The sequence below is a fragment of the Phycisphaerae bacterium genome, from assembly GCA_018003015.1.
Classification (GTDB): domain Bacteria; phylum Planctomycetota; class Phycisphaerae; order UBA1845; family PWPN01; genus JAGNEZ01.
The window spans coordinates 1-25,557 of record JAGNEZ010000077.1 but is presented as its reverse complement, the minus strand read 5'-3'; the positions used below and the strand labels follow the sequence as shown (position 1 = coordinate 25,557).

Sequence of the window (25,557 nt, the reverse complement as noted above, 5' to 3'; positions counted from 1 at the left end):
CCTTTTCGCAGAACTCATGTTCGTCCTCCTGAGATATGCCGCACTGTCCGAATGGACACTCCTATCGACCTGTGCGGCGTTATTCTGCTCTCCGGCTTCAGCCTTGAAGTGACCGATTCCTGTGGGGATGGCTCCTGCGCACCACCTCCACTATAATTTACCCCAAAATGTGTTGGTTGCCAACGCCAAAACTCGAATTGTGAAGCGTTTAGTACATTTTCTAAAGACCCATTGGGGCGTGTCTGCAGCACGCCTCCGCCCGATTCGCGGCCCGCGCCGAGGGCGCCTTTTCGGGCCGGCCGTCCTGCTCCGAAAAAGTGACAATCCCGGTGCGAGCCGGTGGTCGGATTTCGCACCCTGGATTTGGGCCAACTGTTGAGGTGCTGGTGTATGCTGAGAATCAGAGGCCTGCGGATAGGCGCCGCTTACCTGTGCCTTGTCGGAATCCACACCTATGCCGACCCGCCCGCGCCGCCCAAACCCGGATTCCCGCTCGCATTGCACTTCAATGCCTCGAATGAGGGGAACGTCAGGGCGGATTGGGTCCCTATGGAAGGATCTCCCGCTGTATCGGTGGTCAACTTGGGAGGCATGGGCGTCCTGCGCATGCCGTGTCGCTTCGCCGGCACGCGCATCGAAAGGGCTTCCTGGGACTTGCCCATCAGGCTCGACCTGAGTGGCTGCCGCGGCGTGCGGTTGCAGCTTCTCTGCACCGACCTTTCGCCCATCTCCCATTGCACGCTCTACTTCCAGAGCGGGGGCGGATGGTACGGTCTGGACTTCACCCCGGATGGGAGCGGCGGATGGTGCACCGTTACCCTGGACAAGGATCGGGCCAACGCCGAGGGACGCCCGGACGATTGGAGTCAAGTCGGCCTGATCCGGCTGTCCGCGTGGCGGGCAGCCGACGTGGACACCGAGATCTACCTCGCGGGAATGGGGTTGCTGGGAATCGACGCTCAGATCGCCGTTGTTGACGGCCGCTCGGTCGTCCAGTCCGACGGCCGCCAGAACCGTGCGGTGAGCGAGGCCCGCCGACGCGTCGTCGGTTGGCTGGATGACCTGGACCTGAATCGCGTCGTGATCCAGGATGGACATCTGACCTCGGAGACGCTCAAGGGGCGGCAATTGGTCATTCTGCCCTTCAACCCCGCCATTCCTGCCGCCGCCGGTGACGCACTGGCGCGATTCGTCGAGTCCGGCGGCAAGGTGATTGCTTTTCGTCATCTCCCCCAACCACTCGCCCAACTGGCTCAAGGAAAGGGCAAGGGCAGCATCTTGCTTCACGATGAGCGCGCCGCCCAGCCAGGCGAACTGCTCGATCTGATGAGCCAATTGACCCCGCTGATCTGGCAGGACGCCGTGGCCAGGAGCATCGAGCGAATCGGTCGCCTCGGGACGCTTACCAGCTTCGACGCATCCGAAACCGCCATCCGGGCCCTGGCTCCGGCAGGTTCCGAGGCCGTCCGCAGACTTGAGTCCGCCGGCCAGATCCGCGATACCGCCAAGGGACTGTACGTGGCCGGCAAGTACGCCCAGGCCATGTCCGCCGCACGCCAGGCCCAGAGTCTGATGGTGGAGTCCTTTGGCCTCGCTCAGCAGCCGCGACCGGGGGAGCAACGGGGTTTCTGGTGCCACAGCGCTTTCGGCGTTGATCAGATGCCCTGGGATGCTGCCATCCGGATCCTGGCCGAGAACGGCTTCACCGCCATTCTGCCCAACATGCTCTGGGGCGGCGTGGCTTACTACAACAGTAAGGTTCTGCCGGTCGCCCCTGAGGTCACCAAACGCGGCGATCAGATCGCCGAATGCGTGACCGCCTGCCGAAAGTACGGCATCCAGTGCCATGTCTGGAAGGTGAACTGGAACATGTCCGGGCGCGCCCCCAAGGAGTTCGTCGATCGGATGAAGAAGGAGGGCCGCACCCAGATCCGATTCGACGGGAACGCCGAGGATCAGTGGCTCTGCCCCTCGCACCCCGCCAACCAGCAACTCGAGATCGATGCGATGGTCGAGGTCGCCACCCAGTACAGCGTTGACGGCGTCCATTTTGACTACATCCGCTACCCCGGTGCGGACGCCTGCTTTTGCCCCGGTTGTCGCGAACGGTTCGAGAAGCTGGTCGGTTCGCCGGTGCCCCATTGGCCGGCCGACCTTCGAAAGGACGGCCCGGTCCGCGATCGGTGGCTTGAGTTTCGGCGAGACAGCATCACCCGGGTGGTCGCCGCCGTGGCCGACACCGTACACAAGACCCGCCCCCAGCGGAAAGTCTCCGCGGCCGTCTTCCCGAACTGGCCCGCCGATCGAGATACCATCGGCCAGGACTGGTCCCTGTGGTGCCGGAACGGCTACCTCGATTTCGTCTGCCCGATGGACTACACCTCAAGCAACGGCCAGTTCGAGAGTTTCGTCAAACGCCAGCTCGAATGGGCCGGAAAGACACCGTGCTGTCCCGGCATTGGGCTCAGCGTGTGGCCAGACCCCAAGGATACGGTCAAGTTGGTGGAGCAGATCAACATCGTCCGAAAACTCGGTGCAAGCGGTTTCACCGTTTTCAACTACTCGGTGCCCGAGGCCAACGAGATTGTGCCCTTCTGCGGCCTCGGGATAACCAGGAAATGACCTCGGGCGGGATCTTTCTGAAAGAAGCGCGTTTTTTATCCTTTTTTCTTGCTGAAGACTTGGCCTGCGCCGTTGGCCACGCTAAACTGGAATCATCGTGGGTCTGACCGCCGAGCTCACGCTGGGGTGACAACGTCGCATCGGGCGAACGGGCTCGGCACAGCTGGAAGGGGCCAGCGCGGACGCCGTATGGTCGGGCGGACCCGTGGGCGGTTGCAGAAGGAGACCGGGGGGTGCGGCCAATTCGTCTCATTTCGGCATGGGTGTTCGGAATCATGATCACTGCAGGTACTCCTGGTGCCGCCTCGAAGGGCGAGGAGAACGCCCGCATCGAAGGAGCGGCGGGTGTGGTCAGTGACCGGCAGATCACCTTCGCCGCCTGCGGCCACATCCTGACCAACATCAACGTCTGGTCGCCGGATGGCCGTTGGATCGTCTATGACCTGCGTTCCGATCTGGAAGGGGCGGTGTTTGACGGCTTGCGGATCGAGAAGGTCAACGTCGACACTGGGCAAGTCAAGGTGCTCTACGCGGCCAGGAATGGGGCCCGCTGCGGCGTGGCCACCTACAGCCCGGCTGGCGAGAAGGTTGTGTTCATCCTCGGCCCGGAGAATCCCGCCTCTGATTGGCAGTATGGCCCGAGTAGACGGCAGGGGATTATCGTGGAAGAAGGGTGCTCCGGCCCCCCCCGCAATCTCGACGCTTGCGACCTGACCGAGCCTTTCACCCCGGGCGCCCTTCGCGGCGGGAGTCACGTCCACGTCTTTAGCGGCGATGGTCGGTGGGTGAGCTTCACCTACGAGGACCAGGTACTCAGCTGCCACGCCAAAGAGACGGCCGAACAGGACGTGAATCTCCGCAATGTGGGTGTCAGCGTGCCTGCCGGCCCGGTCCGCGTGCCAAAAGACCACCCTCGTAACCATGACGGCGAGTTCTTCTCCGTGCTCGTCACTCGCACGGTGGCTGATCCCAAGCCCGGTTCCGACGAGATCAAGAAGGCCTTCGAGGATGGTTGGGTGGGCACGAATGGCTATCTCCGGGCGGACGGAACTCGCCAGAAGCGCGCCCTCGCCTTCCAGGGCCATGTGGTCACTATCCGGGGAGACACGATCGCTGAGGTCTTTCTCGTGGACATCCCCGAGGATGTGACCGTGCCCGGCAATGGCCCGCTCGCGGGAACGACCGTCCGTCGTCCTTGTCCGCCCAAAGGCACCGTTCAACGACGACTCACCTACACCGCCAATCGCAAGTACCCTGGGATCCAGGGACCCAGGCATTGGCTGCGGAGTTCGCCTGACGGGTCGCGCATCGCCTTCCTGATGAAGGACGACGACGGCGTAGTCCAACTCTGGACGATCTCTCCCCATGGCGGCTCCCCCGTCCAGGTGACGCACAATCCGTGGAGCGTGGCCTCGGCGTTCTCCTGGAGTCCGGATGGCCGGTTCATCGCCCACGCAATGGACAACAGTATCTGGGTCACGGAAGTGGCCTCAGGACGCAGCGTGCGGCTGACGCCGCGATCGGCCGACGCTGACGCGCCCCGGCCGGAGGCCTGCGTCTTCTCCCCGGACGGCCGGAAGATCGCCTACATCAAGGCGCTCCAGACCGGTTCGGCTCGTCACAACCAAGTCTTCGTCGTCAGCTTTGATGGTCAGGAGGCCCGATGAACCGGACGTTGTGCTCGCGTGTGTTCCCTCTTGCCGCGTGTCTGGTTTGCCTGAGGCTCGCGTCTGCGGACGCGCTGACTCGATCGACGACCCAACCGGTGCGTCAGCCCGACTTCTCCAAGGTCCCGGGCGTGGTCATCGATCACAGCCCTGCGGCCAGCGGACTCTACATCGGCTCGCCGAGCATCGCCGTCCTGCCCACCGGCGACTACGTCGCTTCGCACGATTTTTTCGGACCCAAGAGCACCGAGCATCGCAGCGCCGTCTCCCGGGTTTTCCGCTCTAGCGACCGTGGTCGGAACTGGAGGCAGATCGCCGAGATCCAGGGCCAGTTCTGGTCCACCCTCTTCGTGCACCGCCACGCGCTCTATCTGATGGGCACAAGCCATCACCACGGCAATGCCATCATCCGCCGTTCAACCGACGGCGGCCAAACCTGGACTTCGCCCACCGGCCCGGCCTGCGGCTTGCTTCGCGACGACGGGCAGTATCACTGCGCTCCCGTGCCCGTCGTTGAACACCAGGGCCGCCTTTGGCGGGGGATGGAACGTCGCCAGCCGCCCGTCGGGTGGGGAATCACCTACTGCGCCGGCATGCTCTCCGTCCCCGGCGACGCCGATCTGCTCGACGCCACAAAATGGACGTTCAGCAACTTCCTACCCGGCGATGCCAAGTGGCTCGGCGGCATCTTCCGCGGCTGGCTCGAAGGCAACTTCGTCGTGACCCCGGACGGCCGGCTGGTCGATGTGCTCCGTGTGGACACGCCGGCCTGTCCCGAGAAGGGGGCCATCGTCAATGTTAGCGGCGACGGCAAGACCTTGAGTTTCGATCCGGCTGCCGGGTTTGTCGATCTGCCTGGCGGCTCCAAGAAGTTCACCATCCGCTTCGATCCCGGGAGCAGGCTCTATTGGTCGCTGGCCAACGATATTCCCGAGGCCAGGCCCGGCGGCCCGGCCCCGGCCAGCCTGCGCAACACGCTCGCCCTGATCAGCTCGCTCGATCTTCGAGACTGGTCGGTCAGATCCGTCATCCTCCGGCATTCCGACCACAAGAAGCACGGTTTCCAGTACGTGGATTGGCTCTTCGACGGCGACGACATGATCGCCGCCTGCCGGACCGCCTTCGATGACGGTCTCGGCGGGGCGGTGCGGGCTCACGACGCCAACTTCCTGACATTCCATCGCATTCGCGGTTTCCGCAATTTGACCAAGAAGGAGAGTCCCTGACGTGAAGTATCTTCAGGTCATCGCTCTGATCGTGCTAGTCGGCAGCCGTCTTTGTGCGCCGAGCCTGCACGCGGGAAAGGAGCGTAGCCCATGATATCGGCTGCCAAGATGGCACTGCCCGCTCCACTGCGGGGCGTTGTTCCGCCCATGGTCACGCCCCTTGCCGACCAGGACCATCTCGATATTCCCGGCCTCGAACGGCTGATCGAACGCATGATCGCCGGGGGCATCCACGCCCTCTTTCCACTGGGTACGACCGGCGAGTCGACCTGTTTGAGCCATCGACTGCGTTGCGAGTTGCTTGAACGGACGTGCCACCAGGTTGCCGGTCGCGTGCCGGTATTGGTTGGCGTGACCGACACGTGGCCCGAAGGCTCCGTTCAGCTCGCTCGCTTCGCCGCCGGGCTCGGAGCGACGGGCGTTGTCGTCTCCGCGCCTTACTATCTCCCCCCCGATCAGGAGGACCTCGCCAGCTACGTCCGGTACGTGGTCGCAGAACAACCGTTGCCCGTCTTCCTCTACCACATCCCCGTTTTAACCAAGACCGGCTACGAGGTGGACACCGTCCGCAGGCTCGCGGACATCGATCGCGTCGTGGGCCTCAAGGACAGCTCCGGGGATCTGGGATACCTTGAGCAGGTCGTCAAACAGGTTCAGCGGAAGGACTGGACCGTGCTCATCGGGACCGAAGCCTTCCTTCCCGATGCCATCGCCCGCGGTGCCCACGGTTGCGTTGGCGGCGGGGCCAACCTCGACCCGAAGCTGTTCGTGTCGCTCTACGAAGCCGCGGTCCGAGGCGATAAGCCGACCATTCAGTCGCTCCAGCAACGGGTCATGACTCTCGATCAGATTTACCGTCAGGGTCCTGGGATCGCCTCGATCATCCGCGGGCTCAAGTGCGCCTTGGGCTGCGCCGGGGTCTGCAGTGACCGCATGGCCGTGCCGTTCCGCACCGCTAACCACGAGGAGCGGCGGGCCATCCGGGCGATCGTCGAGCAGTTGTTCGGCGAGCCGCCTTCACCCTCCCGGTCGACAGCAGCCCAGGGTGTGGTGACCGTCGCCTAGGGATGGCCGCCTGGCGGAGGCCGCACAAAGACGATCGGTCGAGGCAGGCGGGCTCTGGGTGACTTCCCGCCGCACCACGTGTATCCTGTTCGCTCAGGGTTAACGGTGACAGGATCATGTTGTCCGGTCGTTCTGTGCGAGGTGGTGATCCATGCAGCGTCGAAATCAGTCCTTCGTGCGGCTCCTGGCGGGGGCGTGCCTTCTGATGGCCGTGGCGTTACCGGTTCGGGCGGAAGACCTCCCGGATTGGCAGAATCCGGCCATCACCAGCATCAACAAGGAGCCGCCTCGGGCGGTACGGACCACCTGGCCGGATGAGGCCGGTGCGATCGGGGTCGATGCCGCCAAGTCGCCTTACTTCAAATCACTCAACGGCGACTGGAAGTTCCATTACGTGCCCAAGCCCGCGGATCGGCCGGTGGACTTCTACCGTACGGACTTCGACGATTCCGCGTGGAAGACCATCCCTGTGCCTTCGAACATGGAGATTCAGGGCTACGGCATCCCGATTTACACCAACATGCAGTATCCGTGGGGCAAGGTCGACCCGCCGCGCATCCCGGCCGACAACAATTCCGTCGGTTCCTACCGCACGAAGTTCGCGATCCCGGCCAACTGGAAGGGACGGCAGGTCTTCGTTCGTTTCGACGGCGTGGCCTCGGCCTTCTACCTGTGGGTCAACGGCCAGAAGGTCGGCTTCAACAAGGACAGCCGCACCGCCGCCGAGTTCAACATCACCAAGTGCCTCAAGGATGGCGACAACCTGCTGGCCGTCGAGGTCTATCGCTGGTCCGACGGCTCCTATCTCGAGGACCAGGATTTCTTCCGTCTCAGCGGCATCTTCCGCGATGTGGCTTTGCTGTCGGTCGGGGACCTGACCCTCCGTGATTTGCAGGTGAATACCGATCTCGATGCCCAGTACCGTGACGCGGTACTGAGCGTGCAGGCCAAGGTCCGCGGTTATGCGGCCGGCGATGCCGCCGCCACCCTTGAGATGTCCCTTCGGGACGCACGGGGCAGAATCGTGGTCGAGCCGGTCGCGAAGAAGGTGAACGTCAACGCCGGCCAGGACGCAACCGCTGAACTGTCTGCCCCAGTGACCAACCCCGCCAAGTGGTCGGCTGAGTATCCGAACCTCTACCAGCTACTCCTCACCCTGAGGGATGCGGTGGGCAAGGTCGTTGAGGCGACGACCTGCAACGTCGGCTTCCGCGAGGTCGAGATCAAGGATGGCGAGCTCCTGGTCAACGGCCGGGCCATCCTGATCAAAGGCGCCAACCGCCACGAGCACGACCCCGACCGCGGCCAGGCCATCACCGTCGAGGGCATGATCAAGGACATCCTGGTCATGAAGCAGTTCAACCTCAACGCGGTGCGGACCTGCCACTATCCTGATCAGCCCGTCTGGTACGACCTCTGCGACAAGTACGGCCTCTACCTCATCGACGAGGCCAACATCGAGTCTCACGGCATGGGCTATGGCGAGAACTCGCTGGCGAAGAAGCCCGCCTGGCTCGACGCCCACATGGACCGCACCATCCGCATGGTCGAGCGCGACAAGAATCACCCCTCGGTGATCATCTGGTCGCTGGGCAACGAGGCCGGCTTCGGCTCGAACTTCGTCGCCACCGGCAAGTGGATCCGTGATCGCGACCCCAGCCGCCCGGTGCACTACGAGCAGGCCGGCCGCGACCCGACCACGGACATCATCTGCCCCATGTATGCTCGGCCGAACTCGCTCGCCCAGTACGCCAGCAGGCCGCAGAATCGTCCGTACATCCTCTGCGAATACACCCACGCGATGGGCAACTCCAACGGCAATCTGTGGAAATACTGGGAACTGATCTACGCCAAGAAGCACCTGCAGGGCGGCTTCGTCTGGGACTGGGTCGATCAGGGCATTCGCACGCCCGTTCCGCCGCGCTACACCGTGAAGGAACGAGGCCCCAACCATCTCGAAGGCACGGTCAACGGCAGGATCGTCAAGGTTGGCGATCAGGCCGAAGGCCTGCAGGGTTTTGTGGAGTTCCCGGCAACGCCGGCTCTGGACTTGACCGGCCCGCTCAGCGCCGAGGTTTGGGTCCAGCCGCTTGGTCCGACCGAGCACGGCCCGTTCCTCGCCAAGGGCGACACCCAGTACGCGATCAAGCAGACCCGCGACCACCTCGAGTTTTTCGTCTACACCCAGGATGGCGGCAATGCCGCATGGATCTCGGCCACCACTCCGATGCCCGACCACTGGTACAACGAATGGCATCGGCTGACCGGTGTCTTCGATGGCCGCGAGCTGCGTTTCTCGATCGACGGCAAACTGGCCGGCTCCAAGGCCTTTGAAGGCAGGATTGCGTCCAACGGTTATCCGCTCGGCCTGGGCCGCGACCCCCAAAACCCGTCCCGTACCGCCAACGCCAAGATCCGTGAGGCCCGCGTCTACTCCCGGCCGCTCACCGAGGACGAAGTCAGGAACCTGGATGGCCGGTCCGACAACGGCCTAGTGCTCTGGGCCGACCTGGGTGAGGTGAAGGAGTCCAAGTGGACCGGGCCGACTCCCTGCGAGGGCAAATACTGGGCTTTCGGCGGTGATTTCGGCCCGCCGGGGACGCCCAGCGACCAGAACTTCTGCTGCAACGGCCTGGTCTCGCCCGACCGCGTGCCGCACCCCGGCCTGTATCAGGTCAAGAAGGTCTACCAGTACGTCCACGCCAAGCCGGTCGATCTGGCCAAGGGCGTCATTGAGATCAAGAACTGGTACGACTTTACCCACCTACAGGACATCGCCGAGTGCACCTGGCAGATCAAGGCCGACGACAAGACTGTCCAGAGCGGCAAGCTCGATCTGACCCTCGCCCCGCGCGAGAGCCAGAAGGTCCGGGTCCCCTTCAAGCCGATCACGCCCGAACCCGGCGTCGAGTACTTCCTCGATCTCTCGTTTACGCTGAAGGACGCCAAGCCCTGGGCCGACAAGGGCCACGAGGTCGCCTGGCTGCAGTTCAAGCTGCCGATCGAGGCACCGGCCAGGACCCTCGAGCTTGCCCGGATGCCCGAGGTGAAGGTCGTCTCAGGCGAGTCGGGCCAGAAGATTACCGCCGGTGACTCGACGTGGACGATCGAGGACGGCCTGATCACCTCCTGGACCTTCAAGGGCACGGAGCTGATCCGTGGGCCGCTTCGCCCGCATTTCTGGCGGGCCCCGATCGACAACGATCGTGGCAGCAACATGGCCGGCCGCCTGGGTGTCTGGCGCAATGCTGGCAAAAACTGGCGGTTGAAGAAGACTGAGGTTGGCACATCGGCTGCGTCCGGCACGCTCGCGGCCAAGTTTATCGAACTGGTGGCCGAGGGCGATCTGCCCGATGTGAAGTCCGCATTCCAGATCAAGTATCGTTTCTTCGGCAGCGGCGATCTGCTCGTGCAGCCGAGCTTCGAGCCTGGTCACGCCAGGTTGCCCGACATGCCGCGTATCGGCATGCAGGTGGCTCTCAACGGCTTCGATACCATCGCCTGGTTCGGTGCCGGTCCGCAGGAGACCTACAGCGATCGCAACGACGCCCGCATCGGTCTCTACTCCGGCAAGATCGAGGACCAGTTCTGCGTCAACTACAGCGAACCGGGCGAGTCGGGCAACAAGACCGATGTTCGCTGGACGGCCTTGACCGGCCCCAACGGCATCGGCCTGCTGGCCGTCGGTATGCCGCTGCTGAGCGTGAACGCCTTGCCGTTCACCACCGACGACCTGGAAGGCCCGGAGCATCCCTACCAGATCACCCGCCGCGACTTCGTGACTCTGAATCTGGACCTCAAGCAGATGGGTGTCGGCGGCGACGATAGTTGGGGCGCTCTGCCGCACGAGGAGTACCGCATCAAGCCGGATCCGTACACATACGCTTTCCGCCTGCGAGCGTTCGAAGGGGGCCTGTCGCCGGAGCTCTGCAGGATGAATCTGCCGGCGGGTAAGTGACGCACCCGGCGCATGGCAGCTCGGGTGGTCGGAAGGGGACGTGAAGCCCTCTGAAACGGGCCGTGGGCATGAGCAGGGTGGCAGACGGCCCACGGTGAACCGGTGGTCGAACGACCGGCCTGGGGGTCCGTCTTCGGCGGGAAAGGCGGCTGAAGTGGCTTGGGTTCATGTCCGGCTCCTGCACGCGAATTGGCGGCGAGCCTGGCCGCCCAGGTTGTCGCTGACCCTCGAAACCCCTGGTCGCCTTGTCCCGCTTGTTCTCCGCTCCGGAGGGGCGGCGGACAACTTGGCGAACTGTGCATGATCCGCCGATCTTGGGAGTAGCTGTACCGTGACCGACGCTCGCCCCTGGTTTGTTCGTACTGCCTGGCTGGTTGTTCTCCTGCTCTGGCCGGTCGCCCTGTTGAACTACCTGGATCGCCAGATGCTCGCGACCATGAAGTTCTCGGTGATGTCCGACATCCCCAGCATCGGCAGCGAGGCGAACTGGGGCATCATGCTCGGCCAGTTCAAGTGGGTCTACGCTTTTCTCAGCCCGATCGGCGGCTACATCGCGGATCGGTTCAGTCGGCGGTTCACCATCTGCGGCAGCCTCTTCGTGTGGTCGGCGGTCACTTGGTGGACTGGCCACGCATCGACCTATAACGAACTGCTCGTCGCCCGCTCGCTCATGGGCATCAGCGAGGCGTTCTACATCCCGGCCGCACTGGCCCTCATTGTGAGCTATCACACCGGCCGGACCCGCTCACGGGCCGTGGCGGTGCACCAGATGGCAATCTACGTCGGGCAGATTGTGGGCGGCTTCGGAGGCTATGTGGCCGACGCCCCCAACCTCGGCTGGCGGTTCGCCTTTGACGGCTGCGGCATCTTCGGAATGCTCTATGCTCTGCCACTGGTTGTTCTCCTTCGCGATGCCCCGCGCTCGGTCGACGCTCCCGCGGTTCAGCAGGTGTCCGTGGCCAGCGGGGCGAAGGAACTCCTCATGAACCTCTCCTTCATCTTCCTGGTCCTCTACTTCACCCTGCCGGCCATGGCAGGCTGGGTGGTACGCGACTGGATGCCGGCCATCCTCAAGCAGCAATTCAACATTGGCCAGGGCAAGGCGGGCATATCCGCCACCCTCTATTGGCAGGTGGCCGCCATCATCGGGGTGCTGATCGGCGGGTGGCTGGCCGACCGCTGGATGCAGCGCCAGCGTCGCGGGAGAATCTTCGTCAGTGCCCTGGGCATGTGCATGATCATTCCGGCGATCTTCGGCGTTGGCAACGCCGGCTCGCTGGGCGTGGCCGTGGCATTCCTCATGCTCTTCGGCTTCGGCTGGGGCTTCTTCGACTGCAACAACATGCCCATCCTCTGCCAAATCGTCCGGCCGGAACTGCGAGCCACCGGTTACGGCATCATGAATCTGGTGAGTATCAGTTGCGGCGGCGTGGCCGACTGGGCCTTCGGCACCATGCGCGACCGTCAGATGCCGCTCAATGAGATCTTCGGCATCTTCGCTAGCGCCGCCGTGGTCTCCGTAGTCCTGGTCCTGCTCATCAGACCTAAGGAGGACCTCATCCGGTCCGTGGAGGGATCTGGTTCACCCAGGATCCATTAGCCGCCGCCGGTGACCAGCCGGTTGACGCCCATCTCGGCAGGTGCGACGCCGGTCAAGGGCGGCGCCGACGAGCTGCCACCCGATTCGTCCGCGGACTTCTTGCAACGCCTTCGCGATCGGCGCGGTAGACCCCGGCCGGCTCAGCCGCTGCGGGTGCGCTGCCGCCACGCGGTCAGAAACACCTCGAGCTGGCCGCGGAGGATTTGCTTGAAATGCGGGGCCAGTGCCCCGGTGCGGGGGTCCCGGGCCCCGCTGCCGTCCTCGTTGTAGATCCGCGCGACCTCCTGCGCCGACGGCGATTCCTTCGGTCCTCGCCAGGCGGCGGCCAGATCGTGGACCGCATGGTTCAGGCCATACTCCGCTTCACCAACCAGGTCGAAGGCCAGGCCTCGCTCGGCGAACTCGAGCCTCGCCCGGAAGGTGGGGCGCACACCCAGGCAAACGGGATCACGGTGCCGGTTCCTGGCCAGCTCCGGCCAGTGGCCGGCCGGGGCGGGACCCTTCGGAACCACGTCGATCCGAGCCCGGAAATCCGAACCCGAACTCCGCCTCAAACGGTGAAGACCTGCTTCCATACTCAGGCAGGCGAACGCGCCGGGGCCCTCGATGTCCAGCACCGCCTTCCGCAAGTCCTTCTCATCAGGCTCGTACGCCACCAGCGAGGCGGCCAGTCTGAGATGCCGCCGGCACCAGGCCAGCTCCATTTTGACCAGATCCTCGATCCAGTGAGCCGCCGATTGCAGCGGGTCCGGACTGCCAATGACCAGCCAGACCGCGCCGGGCCCGTCGCTGTCGAGATGCTCCTGCCAGGCGGCCAGCGACCCGGCCGCCGCCGCCAACGCCTCCGGCCAGCCCTGCGGGATGACGCGCGCCTCGGAGTCAACCGTCGGGTACTCGGCCAGCCGGCGGATCGGCTCCGCCAGCCGCTCCTCCATTCGGATCGTGACATCCAGCTCCCGGAATCGCTCTAGCACCGGCCCACGCCGCTCTGCGTCATCCCAGAAAGACGGCTCGTTCATTCGAACCAGCAGCTGGCTGTATTCCTCTCGCTTGGCGCGCAGCTCGTCGAATCGCTCCTGGGCGGCCGCCAGCAGCCGTTCCGTCTCCGCGGCCATCTCGGTCGGGCTCAGGCGGCGGGTCCGCTCGCCGGAGCCCACCGGAAGCAAAACGGCCGATCGCCGCGGAACCGGCGCGGGCTCGGCCACCCGTGCGACCACGCTGTTCTGCCGGACAGTGAGCTCGATCGTGCTGCCGGGCGCCGGATTGTGCCGGACGATGGCCGTGGCCAGGGCCGTGGCCACATGCCGCTCGATCGTTCGACGCAGAAAACGCGCCCCGTAGTCCATGTCGTAACCGTTGGCCGCTAACCAGTCGAGCACTGACTCATCGATCTCGATGCAGAGATGACGGTTCTTCAGGCCACTCCGTTGCTTGAGGCACTCCAACTCGCGAAGGGCGACCAGGCGGATGTCCTCTCGTGAGAGGGGATGAAAATGGACGATCTGGTCAAACCGATTGAGAAACTCGATGCGGAAGTGGCGCTCGAGAGCCCGTTCCAGTTCGCGGTCCCGGGTGGCCAGATCCATCGGGCCGGCAAATCCGAACGCGTGGCCGCGGTAGACCTCCGCCCCGGCGTTCGAAGTCGCGATCAGGATCGTCGATCGGCACGACACCAGCTCGCCCGCCCCGTTGATGAAGCAGCCCTCGTCCATCAGCTGCAGGAATCGATCACGAACCGACGCATGAGCCTTCTCGAACTCGTCGAGCAGCAGCACGCCGAACTGCTGCCCCAGAACCCGCAGGGTGAGCACGCCGCGGATATCTTGGGCCCGGTGGCCGTTCGGATCGCCGAAAAGAACGGATGCTCCTCGTTCGTCGCCGTAGTCCGCCATGTTGACGCGGATCAGCTGGTCGCGGCCGCCGAACAGATACTCGGCCAACAACTGGGCAATATGGGTCTTGCCCACGCCGGTCGGCCCTACGAAGAGAAACGCCCCGAACGCCCGGCGAACGTCCGACAGCCCGGCTTTGACCAGCCCGATCAGGCTCACGACCGCGTCCACCGCTCGCGGCTGGCCGAGGATCTTCGTCCGAAACTCGCCGCGAAGCCGCTCCAGATCCAGGACCACGTCCGGGTCCACCACTTCCCGGGGTACACCGTGCGTTCCGCAGAACCGCTGAATGACATCCGCCGGTACGACCTTGCCCCGCCCGCCGACCAGCGCTCCGAGCTGGCCAAGCTGATCGATGACCATCCGAGGCAGGTGGCCGCGACTCAGGAACCGGCACGCCAGGTGGAGGGCCAGGTCCGTCGCCTCCGGCTCATAGCGAACGCCGGCGCGGCCGGATTGATCCTCGCCCCACGTGCGCAAGATCCTCGCCATCCGCTCCGGCGAGGGTTCCTGAACGCGGAACGGCAGGTAGTACTGCTCGAACGCCGGGAAACTCTCGAAGAGCATCTCCGTCGTCCGGGTTGCGCCCTCGGCGAGAATCGGACCGCGGAAACGGAACGCCAGGGACTCGAAATGCGGCTCCACGTCGAAGTGATACACGCGATGAAAATCCCGGATGAACGGGATGATCTCATCCTGCAGCTCGAGCAGCGCATCCACGAGCTTGTGGACTTCCGGGCGCAGATGCTCGGGCGTCTTCATGCTCGCCGCCCGGTGCTCCAGCGAGAACTGGATCACCCGCCGTCCCACGAGACCCGGCGGGCCATTGCCACGAGCCAGCCGCCGGGCCCATTCGTGAATGATCGCGGTCTTGCCGACTCCCGGCTCGCCGATCAGCACCGGATGCCGGCCGGCGGCGATCACGTCGGCCATCTGGGCAAGCGTCTCCTCCACCTCGAATGCCGGGGCCAGCTCGTCGTCGAGCGCCGCCTGCGTCAGGTCGCGTTCCAGCCACTCCCGGATCGTCTGGTGGGAATCGGTCTTCTTGTTCATGACATCGCCGCTACTTCGTCGCCTCGCCGAACAGCTCCAGCGCATCCAGCTTCTTGAACAGGATCACCGGCTCGGCCAGCGGGTGACCGGTGGGCAGTTCCTCCGTCGCCGTCGACCACGGCAGCACTCCCCGGACGCCCAGATTCAGCATGCCCGCCGCTTTGTCCGCCGAGAACGGCAGGAACGGGGCCATGAGCACGGTCAACGCCTTGACCGTCTGGATGCAGGCGTTGATCGTGGTGCCACAGCCGGCCATGTTGTCCTTGCGCTGCTTCCACGGCTGCTTCGCGTCGAAGTACACGTTGCCCGCCCGGGCCAGGGCCATCAGATCCTCCAGCGCCGCCTTGAACCGGAACGCCTCGAGATTCTCGGTCATTCTCCCGGCCGTCGCCGCAATGGCCGCCATGTGGTTGCAGTCGATCTCCTCGCGGGGTTCGGTCGGCGGGACCTTGCCCTCAAAGTAGCGGTTAGCGAAGGTCAACGTGCGGTTGAAGAAGTTGCCCAGCGCGTTAAGCAGCTCGCCGTTGTTGCGGGCAATGAAGTCGTCCACGTCAAACACCGTCTGCTGACTCTCCGGGGCGATGGCCGTCAGATAGTACCGGAGCGGATCCGCCTCGAACATCTTCAGGTACTCCTCGATCCAGATCGCCGTGCCCCGGCTCTTGCTGATCTTCTCCTCTTCCTTGCCAGGAAACTTGATGTTCAGAAACGCGTTGGCCACCACCTGCCAGGGCAACTGGTAGCTGCCCTCGGCCATGAGCACCGCCGGCCAGGTCAGGGCGTGGAAGACCGTGTTGTCCTCGCCGATGAAGTGAACAATCTTGCAGTCCGGGTCCTTCCACCACTTCTCGTAGTCCCGCCAATCGCCGTCGCGGTCCTGGCAAAGCTTGGCGGTGAACGAAACGTAACCGATGGGGGCGTCAAACCACACGTATAACACCTTGCCCCGGGCATCCGGATCATCGAGCGGTACGGGCACACCCCAGTCAAGATCGCGGGTCATCGCTCGCTCCGGCAACCCCTGCTTGATCTGGCCAAGCGAGAAGTTCAGCACCGTGTCTCGCCACGCCGGCGTTCCTTCGGCAACCTGTTTCTTGCTCTCCAGCCAGGCCCGAAGCTGCTCCTCGAGCCGGCCGAGCTGCAGGTACCAGTGCGTCGTCGCCCGCGGCTCCGGCCGGGTATGAGTGATCGTGCTCACCGGGTTGATGAGTCTCATCGGATCGATCGAAATACCGCACGCCTCGCACTGATCACCGTACGCTCCGGGCGCGCCGCACCCGTAACACGTCCCCTTCACGTACCGGTCGGGCAGAAACTGGTTCGCCTGCACATCATAGAGCTGCTCGGTCATCCGCTTCACGAAGTAGCCCTTGCCGTAGATCACCTGGAAGAAAGACTGGCTGATCTTGTTGTGCAGCTCGACATACTCCGGCTGATGCGTGCCGCCGTACACGTCGAAGTGAATGCCGATGCCCTCAAAGTCGGCCTGCTGCCGATGATTGAAGTGGGCGGTCAACTCCTCGACGCTCTTGCCCTCCTTGCGGGCGGCGATCAGAGCGGCCACACCGTTGTCGTCGCTGCCGCAGATGAACCGGACATCCTCGCCCCGGGCCCGCAGGTAGCGGACGTACGTGTCGGCCGGCAGATACGCCCCGGCCACATGTCCGACGTGCAGCCGCCCGTTCGAGTAGGGGAGGGCCGAGGTAATCAGAAATCGTCGCTGTGCCATGCTCAGTGACTCGCTTTGCTGGTGACGGAAAGAAGGAAAAGAACACGAACCATGCACCACCCGGGCCCGCCTCATGCGGGCCGGCACATGCCCATGGGAGACCGATGATGAGGGGCGGTTCGCGAGATCATATCGACATGATACCAGGACACTCCCGACGTTGCCAGCCCTTCGCACGTCACCCGCCGTCGCGATGGGGGGTCGGATCGAAGCCGCCGTACTCTCGTTCGAGGACCATCGCCCCGTCCGGGGCTCCGGAACGGTTTCCGCCAGCGGACCACTCGCTCTGTTATCCCCCCAGGCCGATTGGGGCACACCGCCCCCTCTGCGCCCAGCCAGCAATCAGCAGGCCCCTCTCGCTGATCGCTCATCGCCGACCGCTGACCGCCGACCGCTACCCCAAGCGGGAGAAGGGCCTACTTCGCCTCGTTCGTCGTCGCCGGCTTCTTCAGATGTGTGTCGAACCAGTCCGCGATGATGGCCATGTCGTCGCCCAGTCTCGGCCAGCCGTGGCCGGCGCCCTCTCTCACCACCAGCTTGAACGGCACGCGGCATGCCTCGAACTTGCGCTGAATGACCTCGGCCTGCTGAATGGGTACCAGCTTGTCAGCGTTGCCGTGGAGGATGAGCGTCGGCGGGTCGTCCGGCGTCACGTGGGTGATGGGCGAAATCTCCCCGGCGATCTGCCGGCGTTTCTCGATGTCCTGAATCGGCAGGAACCGCCGGCTCCCCTCATCGAACTGGTGGAAGTCGAACGGCGCGTTGAACGGCCTCAACTCCGCCTCCAAGGCCTTGAATACGTCACGTCCTTCCTGCCCGTAGTTCAGGAAGTCGGTAGGGGGAAAGAAGCAGGCGATGGCCTGCACCCGGCTCGAGGCCCGATCGACCGGATCCTTGGCTTCAGGCGTCCCCGGCCGCCCCGCCGTGGCCATCATCAGCGACAAGTGCCCGCCCGCCGAGCCGCCGGTGATGCCGATTCGCTCCGGGTCAATCCCGAACCGCTTGGCATGGGTCCGGATGAAACGCACCGAGCGATGCATGTCTTCGATCACCTCGGGAATGGTGAACCTCGGTTGGCTGCCGTGCACGACGGCGAAGACCGTGTAGCCGCGCCTGAGCAGCTCCTGGAATGCCCCGGCATTGATCGCCTCGTGAGACGAGAACCACCCGCCACTCACCACCATGATCACCGCCGCCCCATTGGCCTTCTCCTTGGGAGTGAAGACGTCAAGGGTCAGGGCGGTGCCGAACTTGCGGCCATAGACCACATCCTCGGTCCGGGTGTAAGAGGGGGCCCTCGCCGCCAGCGCCATCGGTGCACATGCGGCCAGCCAAGCCAACACCATCCCGAGTCGGAAACCGTTGCCAGTCATCAGGGCCTCCGTGGGCGATCTGCCCGCCAGGTGGTTCAGGTCAGACGATCACCCGCCATATTTACCCGCGAACGCACGTTTCATCCAGTCCACGTCGGCGTCCACTGTCCGGCGGGCGTCCTCGAGCCGGTCGGGAAAAGCCCGCTTCATCCGGGCGGAGAGGTTCTCGACTTGACGAATGAAGCCCTGGGCCGCGAACCGCGAATGCGGAGCGGACGCCAGCCGGGTGTACTGATGCCGCACCGGATTGAAGCCGGTTCCTTGTTTGTACACGAGCATCCCGGGATAGGCCTCGACCAGATCCTTGAGCACCTGCTGCTGCTCGGCCGTGTCCGCCAGATGCAGAATGGCTTGCCCGATCGACCGCTCGGGATCGTAGGCCGCCGGATTGAAGGCGTAGTCGGCGCAGGTCAGCAGGGGGATGCGGTTGGCTTCGTTTTGCGGACAGAGCGGATTGCTCATGTAACCGTCAATGACCGCGTTCAGATCAGGCTCCCGGCCGGTGACTGGGCCAAGGTGGAGAGTCGGGGCCCCGTCGTTGACCGGGTAGTTGTCCCACAGGATGATCCGGTGTTTCGCAAATCCCCGGTAGGTCTCCGCCGCCTTGCGCGTGATCTGCCCCACCACTGCGTCGCCGGTCCAGAACAGGTACACGTCGGGATGCAGATCCCGGGCCAGCGCTTCCAGGTAGGTTCGCTCCTGTCCGCCGCTCCCGTCGCCCCAGTACCAGGTCGGGCAGAAGATGAACCGGGCCCGCTTGTCCTTCTCCAGCAGCCGCCCATAGAGCCGGTTGATCAGCTGGGCGTGCTCGGAACCGTCGATCTTCACGCCCTTCATCACGTGCACATCATCCAGCGGCAGATTGAACCACTCCGCCCCCGCTTCCTGAGCCCACGCGAAGTGCGGCCAGAGCTTCTCGAAATCCTCCATCCTGGTCGGGTCAATCGGGCGCGAAGAGGAAAGCTGCGGGTGCTTCGAGAAGCAGAACTGGATGCCCGCCTCCCGGCAAGCCCGAATGACCCTGCCGTAGGCCTCCTTCCGGTCCTCCGGCATCGGCTCCCACCAGTTGTTCTCCCACTTGTCCGGCTTGCTGAACATCGAGCCGTAACAGTTCATCATGAAGTTCATCTTGTACTGCTTCAGCACCGGAATCTCGGCCAGATACTGCTCCGGCTTCCAGAACCAACCCTTGATGCCGCGGATCTTGAAGCCCGGCTCGGCCCCGGTCGGCAACGGCTCGGGCAGCGGGCGTTTCTCCTTTGGCAGGGTGAAGAAGAAGTCCCGGACCAGGTCCCGCCGCAGCACCAATGCCTCCCCACCGATGCCGCATGACGCCACCATGAACCAGGGCGGCATGCCCGCCGCGCCGTTCTCCTCCACGTTGGCAACGATCAGTTCGTTGGCGCCTTTTCGGAGTACGCCGGCCGGCACGGGGATACGGCGCACCTGCCATCTGTCGGGCGGAAACGGATTCTTGCCTTCCAGCAGCAGCCGGCCGTTCAGGCGGATCTCGATCCGGCAAGTCTCCGGCCCATCGTCGTCCATCGCCTTCAGGTGCAGAAACTGCGGCCCGTCCGGCACGCGGACCACATCGAAAGTGGCCTTCATCGACGAGTGGGCCTCCGTCGGTTTGGCATAAACGTAGTTCACCTGGGCCTCGCCGAACTTGTCCGCCCCGAACCTCTCGTGGGCCCCGCCGGCGAAATCGACGCCCGTCAACTGAATCCCGATGTCCGGACCAGCTGTCGCCCGCCCGGCAAAGATAAACGCCGCCGCAAGGGACACCCGAATCACCAACCTTGAGCGTCTCATTCTGGAACCTCCTAAGTAATCTCCGAAGAGGACACGACTGTGGCTCACGCGGCCGGGGTGGAAGCCCCCGGTGCATCCGACCATCGCTCGTAATCGAACATCCTCGCCACCAGCCAGCCGCCAAGCCCGATCGCCAGGGCCATGCCCAGCCCGAACCGCAGCCACGAGTTCACGAAGACCGCGTTGGTGGCCAGCACCAGCCCCAGGCAGCACAGGATGCCCAGCACCGAATCGACCACCAGCCGGCGGGTCGTCGGGCCCTCCCGGTCCAGCCGCCCGATCCGGTGCAGAACCGGCTTCCAGAATCCGGGCGGCCGGCAGCGGCGATAGAACCGCTCCAGTGTCTCCGGCCGCTCCGGCGGCGTAGCCAGCGTCACCCCGGTCAACACGACGAAGCTCAGCACGAAAAGAAGGCCCAGCCCTTGCCACATCGGGTACTTCGCCTCGTTCTGGAAGTCGAGCACGAACCAGATCAGAATCGAAAGCGGCAGACCCAGCACAATGGCCGACAACTCGCCCCACACATTGAACCGCCACCAGAAGAAACGGAACAGGGCCAGCGGCAGCAGGAACATCACCATCGCCGAGTTGATGAACATGAACCAGCCAACCATGCCCTTCACATACAGGATTGCGACCGTCGCCGCGGCGACGAAGAGAATCAGCGTGGTCAGCCGGCTCACCCACACCTGGTGCTTCGGCGTCCGGCCGGGATGCATCGGCGCGTACAGGTCGTTGACCACGAAACTGCTTCCCCAGTTAATCAGCGAGCTCAGGGCCGACGTGTACGCGGCGACCTCGGTGGCGACCAGCAGACCGACAAACCCGGGCGGCAGTGTGCAACGCTTGATCAGCTCGCCCCACGCATACTCCGGCTGCTCGAGCAAGACCATCCCGGCCGGGGCGGGCCCCACCTGCCTCACCAGCCCCTCCGTCCAGAACAGCGACATGGCCACCAGCCCCATCCCGATCAGCGGAAGCGTCCGGACAGTGAGGGCCAGAAGACAGTTGAACAGCTGCCCCGCGATGGCGTGCCGCTCGCTTCGGGCGGCCATGAACCGCTGGGCGGTCATGCCCTCGCCCGCGGTCGGCGATCCCGCAAAACACAGTCCCTGGAGCACCAGCATGACCAGCATCATCACCGGGATCTGCGACGTCGGCGGCGTCTGCTGCAGGGCCTCCGGCCGGACCTGGGCAATCCGCTCCAGAATCGCCCCCCAGCCGCCGTGCTGGCCAACCGCTATGAAAAAGAAGATAAAACTTCCACCAAGCAGAATGACGAAGTGCATGATCTCCGTCACCACCACGCCCAGCAGCCCGCCGAACATGGTGTACAGCACCGTCGTTCCGCCAAAGAGCAACAGAATCGAGGTCTCGCTCATGGGCACCAGCGGGTGAATGGTCTTGGCGAAGAAGCCGGTGATGTATCCGATCAACAGAACGGAGAAACCGAAGCAGCACATCACCGCGTAGGCCTTGCGCGCCCATCGGGCAGGTGACCCGCCGTAACGCAGCGTGATCAGCTCCGCCGTGGTGACGATCCGCATCCGCCGCCACATCGGCGCCCAGACCAGGGCCACCAGCGGCATCCAGAAGATCCACGCTCCCCACCACAGCCAGTTGCCAGTCAGGCCGAACGCCACCAGCAGCATGACGAAACCGCCGTTGCCGGACTGGTAAGTCGAGGTGTTGGAGATGGCGATCGCCCACCACGGCAGGTTCCGGTTGCCCGTGAAATAGCCCTCGGCACCCTGTTTCGAGGACCGTCGAGAAAGCAGCAGGCCCGCGGCGATCGAAACCACCACCAGGGCGACGACAACGCTCCAGTCCAGTGTGCCCATACCACCCGCCTGGTCGATCAGGAACCCGTGCCCAGCCGGCAGACCACCTCCGTCGCCGCAGTCTGCTTGCCCAGATACACCCGCGTGCCGTCAAACGCCTTCCAGTCCTTGCCGTTCACCGTCACCGCCTGGATCCGCCCGTACTGCGTCGGCGGGCGAACGTGCAGCACCAGGTTGGCGGCTTGCCACCGCGTCGGCTCGATCCTGAAGACCACTTCCCCGGCGGCCGCCCGCGAGGCAACGGTATAGTTCACTTCGCCAAAGTAGCTCGGTGCACGCTTGACCTCGATGCCCTGCCCGTCCGCCAGCCAGCCCCGCGGTGCCCCGGCGAGCAGATGCAGCCCGTCGCCCTCCTCCAGCAGCAGCCCGATCCGCACCAAATCCAGATACCGGCTGTTGGAGTGCATGTGTGGCTGACGATTCGCGCTCCACGCCTCGCCGTTGAGACCGGTCACCAGGTTGTGGCCCTCGATGGTACAGTACGTTCCCGGTCCCATGGCGTAGGCGACCATGCTGTACAGCGTCCAGGCGAACTTGGCCGCCTCCCCGCGGAGGAGCTGGCACAGCGACTGGTTGTAGACATAGTAGGGATCGATACTGCCGGGCATGAATGCGGGCAGGCCGCTGTACAGCCCGCACTTCTCGAGCCAGTAGTTGATCCCGGCGGCCTTCTCCCCGCGGGGATCGAGCAGGCCGGCCTCGACCATGTAGATCGGACTGGAGATCGTGTACCAGTTCTCGTTGTAGAAATCGAGGCTCGGCGGCCCGGGGCGATACGGAGTCGGCGGCACGAACGGCGGCTTGATCGCGGGATCCGTCGAACGCTCGACCGAGTCGACGATGCAGGCCTTGTAGTCATCCGCCTCCGCCGCGAGTCGACCGGCCTCGCTATCCAGCCCGATGGCCGCCAGTGCCTCAGCCGTGCCCCGTAGACCCATGTACGAGTAGGTGTCCGTCCAGTACCAGTGGTCCCAGATGTAGAGGTCGGATGGTCGCCCTTTGGGCAGCAGACCGTAGTGCTTGGGCTTCCGGCCATCCTCCACGACCTTGGTTCGAGCCCGCTCGCGGATGATCCAGTCGCAGCCCTTGATGAGCTGCGCAGCCACCTTCCGCAGCCACACTTCGTCGCGAGTGAGCTTGTAGTGCTCGGACATCGCCCAGAGGATGAAACCGTTCTGGTTCATCCAGCGCAGATCGACATCGCCGCAGAAGAAGCCCTCGGCCGACAGCACGTCGCCCTCCGGCTTGGCGCTGCCCTGCCTGGCCAGGAAGTAGTCGAGCATGCTCTCGGCTTCCTGGTGGTAGCCCATGCGGTCCATCGCCTGAATGACGACGCCGCTGTCTCCGGACCAGACCGCCTCGTAAACGTTCGCGTCCGGGTGCGGCATGAGCACGCCGGTCTTCGGATCACGGTCGGTCAGGAGGAGATTGTTGGCCAGGCACGCCCGATAGGAGTCACGGATGCGACTCTCAGGAATGACAAACTCGGCACGGCGATGGAGCTCCTTCTCCCAGAACGTCCGGAAGGCGGCCAACTCGGCGTCGAAACGCAAGGCTGCCAGCGCAGCCGCGGCCTGTGGGGCATGCGCGTCGTACGGGACGGCCAGGTCAATTGTCCGGGTTTCGCCCGCGGGCAGCGCCATCTCGACACGCAGTCGGTTCTCGTCAGTGTAGTTCAGCTGGGAATTCTGGAACCGGGGCGTCACGCCCGGGCGGACGAAGTGAATCAGCGGTGCCCAGGAGCCGACCACCGCCCGCCCGTTGCCCACTGGATAGTAGCAGCGGGTGACGAGCTTGCTTCTGCCACCCGGCAGCACCTTTGCCAGTCGAGCCCACGGCAATACCGCCGAACACTGCCCCGGCGATATGAAGTCCGCCACCGGCCGCACGTCGGTGGAAAATGTGGTCCGGTAGAGCGTCCCGATGGATACCGCCTTCCCGTCCTGGCCGACCACCTCCACACCAGCGGCCATGGGCGTCGAGTGTCCCCGAAAGGACTCGACGTAGACGTCTGCACCACCGGGCGAATGCCACGGCCCGATCATGATCGCGTCCCCTCGCCGCTCGATGTTCACGGTGTACTCGGGGCTCTTGACCGTTTCTGCCTTCTCGTTGAGCAGCAGGCAATGTGATGAATCGGGTCCCTTCGGCAGCGGTTTGAACGAGACCTTCAGGTCCTGGCTCAGCAGGCAGGCCGCCGTCGAGCCATTGGCACCCCGCACGAATGGAGCCTCGAAGGACAAGGCTTCCGGCCGGACCGGCGGCACTGCCTTGACGCTCAAGTCGGGCGGAGCCTCGCCGAAGAGAATCGCCGCGACAACCTCATGCCCCGACGCCGACCGGTTCGCAATCGTGTAGCGGATCATCGCGATGAGCGGCTCATTGGCCGTGCTCGACTCGAACTTGCCCCCCTGGGTCGCAAACGCCACCTGCCGCACCTGCAGATCGCCCATCGTCCAGGTGTGTTCGACGCCCGGCATGTATCCTTCCACCAGCTTCGACGTTACCGCCTCCACCGGTGGCAGGGCCAGGTTCGCTTCGCCGGAGCCCTGCTCTCCATTTGGCCGGGAACCGACCAGGATCGCCACGCATGGCCCCTCCGTCTGCCCGCGGCGGGGGAAGATCAGCCCACCGGATGGGGTGACATGTACCTCTTCTGGGTGTACCTTGGCACCGATGATCGGCACCGGGATCTTCATCCGCGGGAAGGGCTGGCTGTTCACGACGGTTTCGAACGACGCATCCTCGGGTACCGGTTCGGGGTAGCCGCGCAGGGCATTCTCGTCTGCCGCGGGCACGTGGCCTGCCGCCATCGCCAGGATCATCGCCGCCACCACGGCCGGTCGTCTCGTGGACTGCATGCGTTTCCTCCTTGTGGAACCACATCACTCTATCGTGTCGCGGACCGATCCGCGTCTTGTCGTCTCCGTCGGTCGGAGAGGTCCTTCGTCCGCTCATCGCGCGGAGGGCGAATGCACCCCTCCGGCTCAGGTGGAGGCCCTTGCCACCAATTCCGGGGCGATCACCACTGCCCGCCGATCAGGGGGCACCGTCCCGTGCTCCAGCAGCTCGAGGAGCATGGTCACCATGGCCCGCGCGAGGGCCTCGACGTTCAGATCGACGGTGGTCAGCGGCGGCTCGACCAGCGTGCCGATCTCGAGGTTGTCGCAGCCCACGATGGCGATGTCGTCCGGCACGCGGCGGCCGCTCCGCCGAACGGCGGCCATGAGCCGGGCCGCGTACAGGTCGTTCACCGCCGCGATCGCGTCCACGCCCTGACCGGCGACCAGATCCTCCACCGCCCGTGCGGCCAATTCGGGCGTGAAGGGCTGCGTCCAGTTCGCGGGCGTCCGCTCGTCCAGGATCCAGACCAGGGCCTCATCCGCCGCCAAGCCTGCCTCCACCAGCGTCTTCATGTGGGCCGAACGTCGCTGCAGAGCGTAGGGAAAGGACACGTTGGCGAGGACCAGGCCGATGCGCCGCCGACCCCGCTCGATCAGGTGCTCGACGCTGATCCGGCTCACCGCCGGGAAATCCGCCTCCACGTAGCAGGGACCCTCCGCCTTCGCTGCGGGACAGTCGCCCGGCCGTTCGTAGAAGACCACGTTCTTGAAGCTCAGCAGCTCCGGCTCCACGATCTTCCTGTACGCGGGGTGGTTGTGGAAGATGCTGATGAGGCCGTCGACGCCCCGGGCCCGGAAGTCGTCCAGGTAATCCTC

The 25,557-nt window shown here is 64.6% G+C and carries 13 protein-coding genes; 6 read left to right on the top strand and 7 right to left on the bottom strand.

The window, feature by feature from the left end; all coding sequences use genetic code 11:
* Positions 1–390: 390 nt before the first annotated feature.
* From KA354_21960 to KA354_21935, 6 genes are all read left to right on the top strand, one after another.
* The gene (locus KA354_21960) at positions 391–2,622 is read left to right on the top strand and encodes a family 10 glycosylhydrolase (protein MBP7937319.1); all 2,232 of its coding nucleotides are present in this window, start codon (positions 391–393) and stop codon (positions 2,620–2,622) included.
* A gap of 275 nt (positions 2,623–2,897) precedes the next feature.
* Complete coding sequence (locus KA354_21955; protein MBP7937318.1) at positions 2,898–4,289, top strand: DUF3748 domain-containing protein; 1,392 nt, start codon at positions 2,898–2,900, stop codon at positions 4,287–4,289.
* Complete coding sequence (locus KA354_21950) at positions 4,286–5,515, top strand: exo-alpha-sialidase (protein ID MBP7937317.1); 1,230 nt, start codon at positions 4,286–4,288, stop codon at positions 5,513–5,515. The genes KA354_21955 and KA354_21950 overlap by 4 nt, the downstream gene beginning before the upstream one ends.
* Before the next feature lie 90 nt (positions 5,516–5,605).
* A complete protein-coding gene (locus tag KA354_21945) occupies positions 5,606–6,580 on the top strand; it encodes a dihydrodipicolinate synthase family protein (GenBank protein MBP7937316.1) in 975 nt (324 codons plus the stop codon).
* Positions 6,581–6,731: 151 nt separating this feature from the next.
* On the top strand, positions 6,732–10,538 hold the full coding sequence (locus tag KA354_21940; protein ID MBP7937315.1) for a DUF4981 domain-containing protein: 3,807 nt from the start codon (positions 6,732–6,734) through the stop codon (positions 10,536–10,538).
* Positions 10,539–10,962: 424 nt separating this feature from the next.
* The gene (locus KA354_21935; GenBank protein ID MBP7937314.1) at positions 10,963–12,138 is read left to right on the top strand and encodes an MFS transporter; all 1,176 of its coding nucleotides are present in this window, start codon (positions 10,963–10,965) and stop codon (positions 12,136–12,138) included.
* Positions 12,139–12,278: 140 nt separating this feature from the next.
* Here KA354_21935 and KA354_21930 read toward each other — a convergent pair whose 3' ends face one another.
* The 7 genes from KA354_21930 to KA354_21900 all read right to left on the bottom strand — a co-directional run.
* Entirely contained in the window at positions 12,279–15,083 is a 2,805-nt protein-coding gene (locus tag KA354_21930; GenBank protein ID MBP7937313.1) for an AAA family ATPase, read from the bottom strand.
* A 10-nt stretch (positions 15,084–15,093) separates the two neighbouring features.
* Complete coding sequence (gene metG / locus KA354_21925; protein MBP7937312.1) at positions 15,094–16,812, bottom strand: methionine--tRNA ligase; 1,719 nt, start codon at positions 16,810–16,812, stop codon at positions 15,094–15,096.
* A 416-nt stretch (positions 16,813–17,228) separates the two neighbouring features.
* Positions 17,229–18,185, bottom strand: a complete 957-nt coding sequence (locus KA354_21920; protein MBP7937311.1) for an alpha/beta hydrolase — start codon at positions 18,183–18,185, stop codon at positions 17,229–17,231.
* Positions 18,186–18,233: 48 nt separating this feature from the next.
* Positions 18,234–19,997: a beta-N-acetylglucosaminidase domain-containing protein gene (locus KA354_21915; GenBank protein MBP7937310.1), complete on the bottom strand. Its 1,764-nt coding sequence runs from the start codon at positions 19,995–19,997 to the stop codon at positions 18,234–18,236.
* 44 nt (positions 19,998–20,041) lie between these two features.
* A complete protein-coding gene (locus KA354_21910; GenBank protein ID MBP7937309.1) occupies positions 20,042–21,838 on the bottom strand; it encodes a hypothetical protein in 1,797 nt (598 codons plus the stop codon).
* 17 nt (positions 21,839–21,855) lie between these two features.
* Positions 21,856–24,699 (bottom strand): hypothetical protein, encoded by a 2,844-nt coding sequence (locus KA354_21905; GenBank protein MBP7937308.1) that lies wholly within the window; start codon positions 24,697–24,699, stop codon positions 21,856–21,858.
* A gap of 126 nt (positions 24,700–24,825) precedes the next feature.
* A partial coding sequence (locus tag KA354_21900; protein ID MBP7937307.1) for a substrate-binding domain-containing protein occupies positions 24,826–25,557 on the bottom strand: 732 nt, incomplete at its 5' end.

Coding starts and splice junctions, on each gene's coding strand:
- KA354_21960 (MBP7937319.1), top strand. CDS start 391: ATGCTGAGAATCAGAGGCCTGCGGATAGGCGCCGCTTACCTGTGCCTT.
- KA354_21955 (MBP7937318.1), top strand. CDS start 2,898: ATGATCACTGCAGGTACTCCTGGTGCCGCCTCGAAGGGCGAGGAGAAC.
- KA354_21950 (MBP7937317.1), top strand. CDS start 4,286: ATGAACCGGACGTTGTGCTCGCGTGTGTTCCCTCTTGCCGCGTGTCTG.
- KA354_21945 (MBP7937316.1), top strand. CDS start 5,606: ATGATATCGGCTGCCAAGATGGCACTGCCCGCTCCACTGCGGGGCGTT.
- KA354_21940 (MBP7937315.1), top strand. CDS start 6,732: ATGCAGCGTCGAAATCAGTCCTTCGTGCGGCTCCTGGCGGGGGCGTGC.
- KA354_21935 (MBP7937314.1), top strand. CDS start 10,963: ATGCTCGCGACCATGAAGTTCTCGGTGATGTCCGACATCCCCAGCATC.
- KA354_21930 (MBP7937313.1), bottom strand. CDS start 15,083: ATGAACAAGAAGACCGATTCCCACCAGACGATCCGGGAGTGGCTGGAA.
- metG (MBP7937312.1), bottom strand. CDS start 16,812: ATGGCACAGCGACGATTTCTGATTACCTCGGCCCTCCCCTACTCGAAC.
- KA354_21920 (MBP7937311.1), bottom strand. CDS start 18,185: ATGACTGGCAACGGTTTCCGACTCGGGATGGTGTTGGCTTGGCTGGCC.
- KA354_21915 (MBP7937310.1), bottom strand. CDS start 19,997: ATGAGACGCTCAAGGTTGGTGATTCGGGTGTCCCTTGCGGCGGCGTTT.
- KA354_21910 (MBP7937309.1), bottom strand. CDS start 21,838: ATGGGCACACTGGACTGGAGCGTTGTCGTCGCCCTGGTGGTGGTTTCG.
- KA354_21905 (MBP7937308.1), bottom strand. CDS start 24,699: ATGCAGTCCACGAGACGACCGGCCGTGGTGGCGGCGATGATCCTGGCG.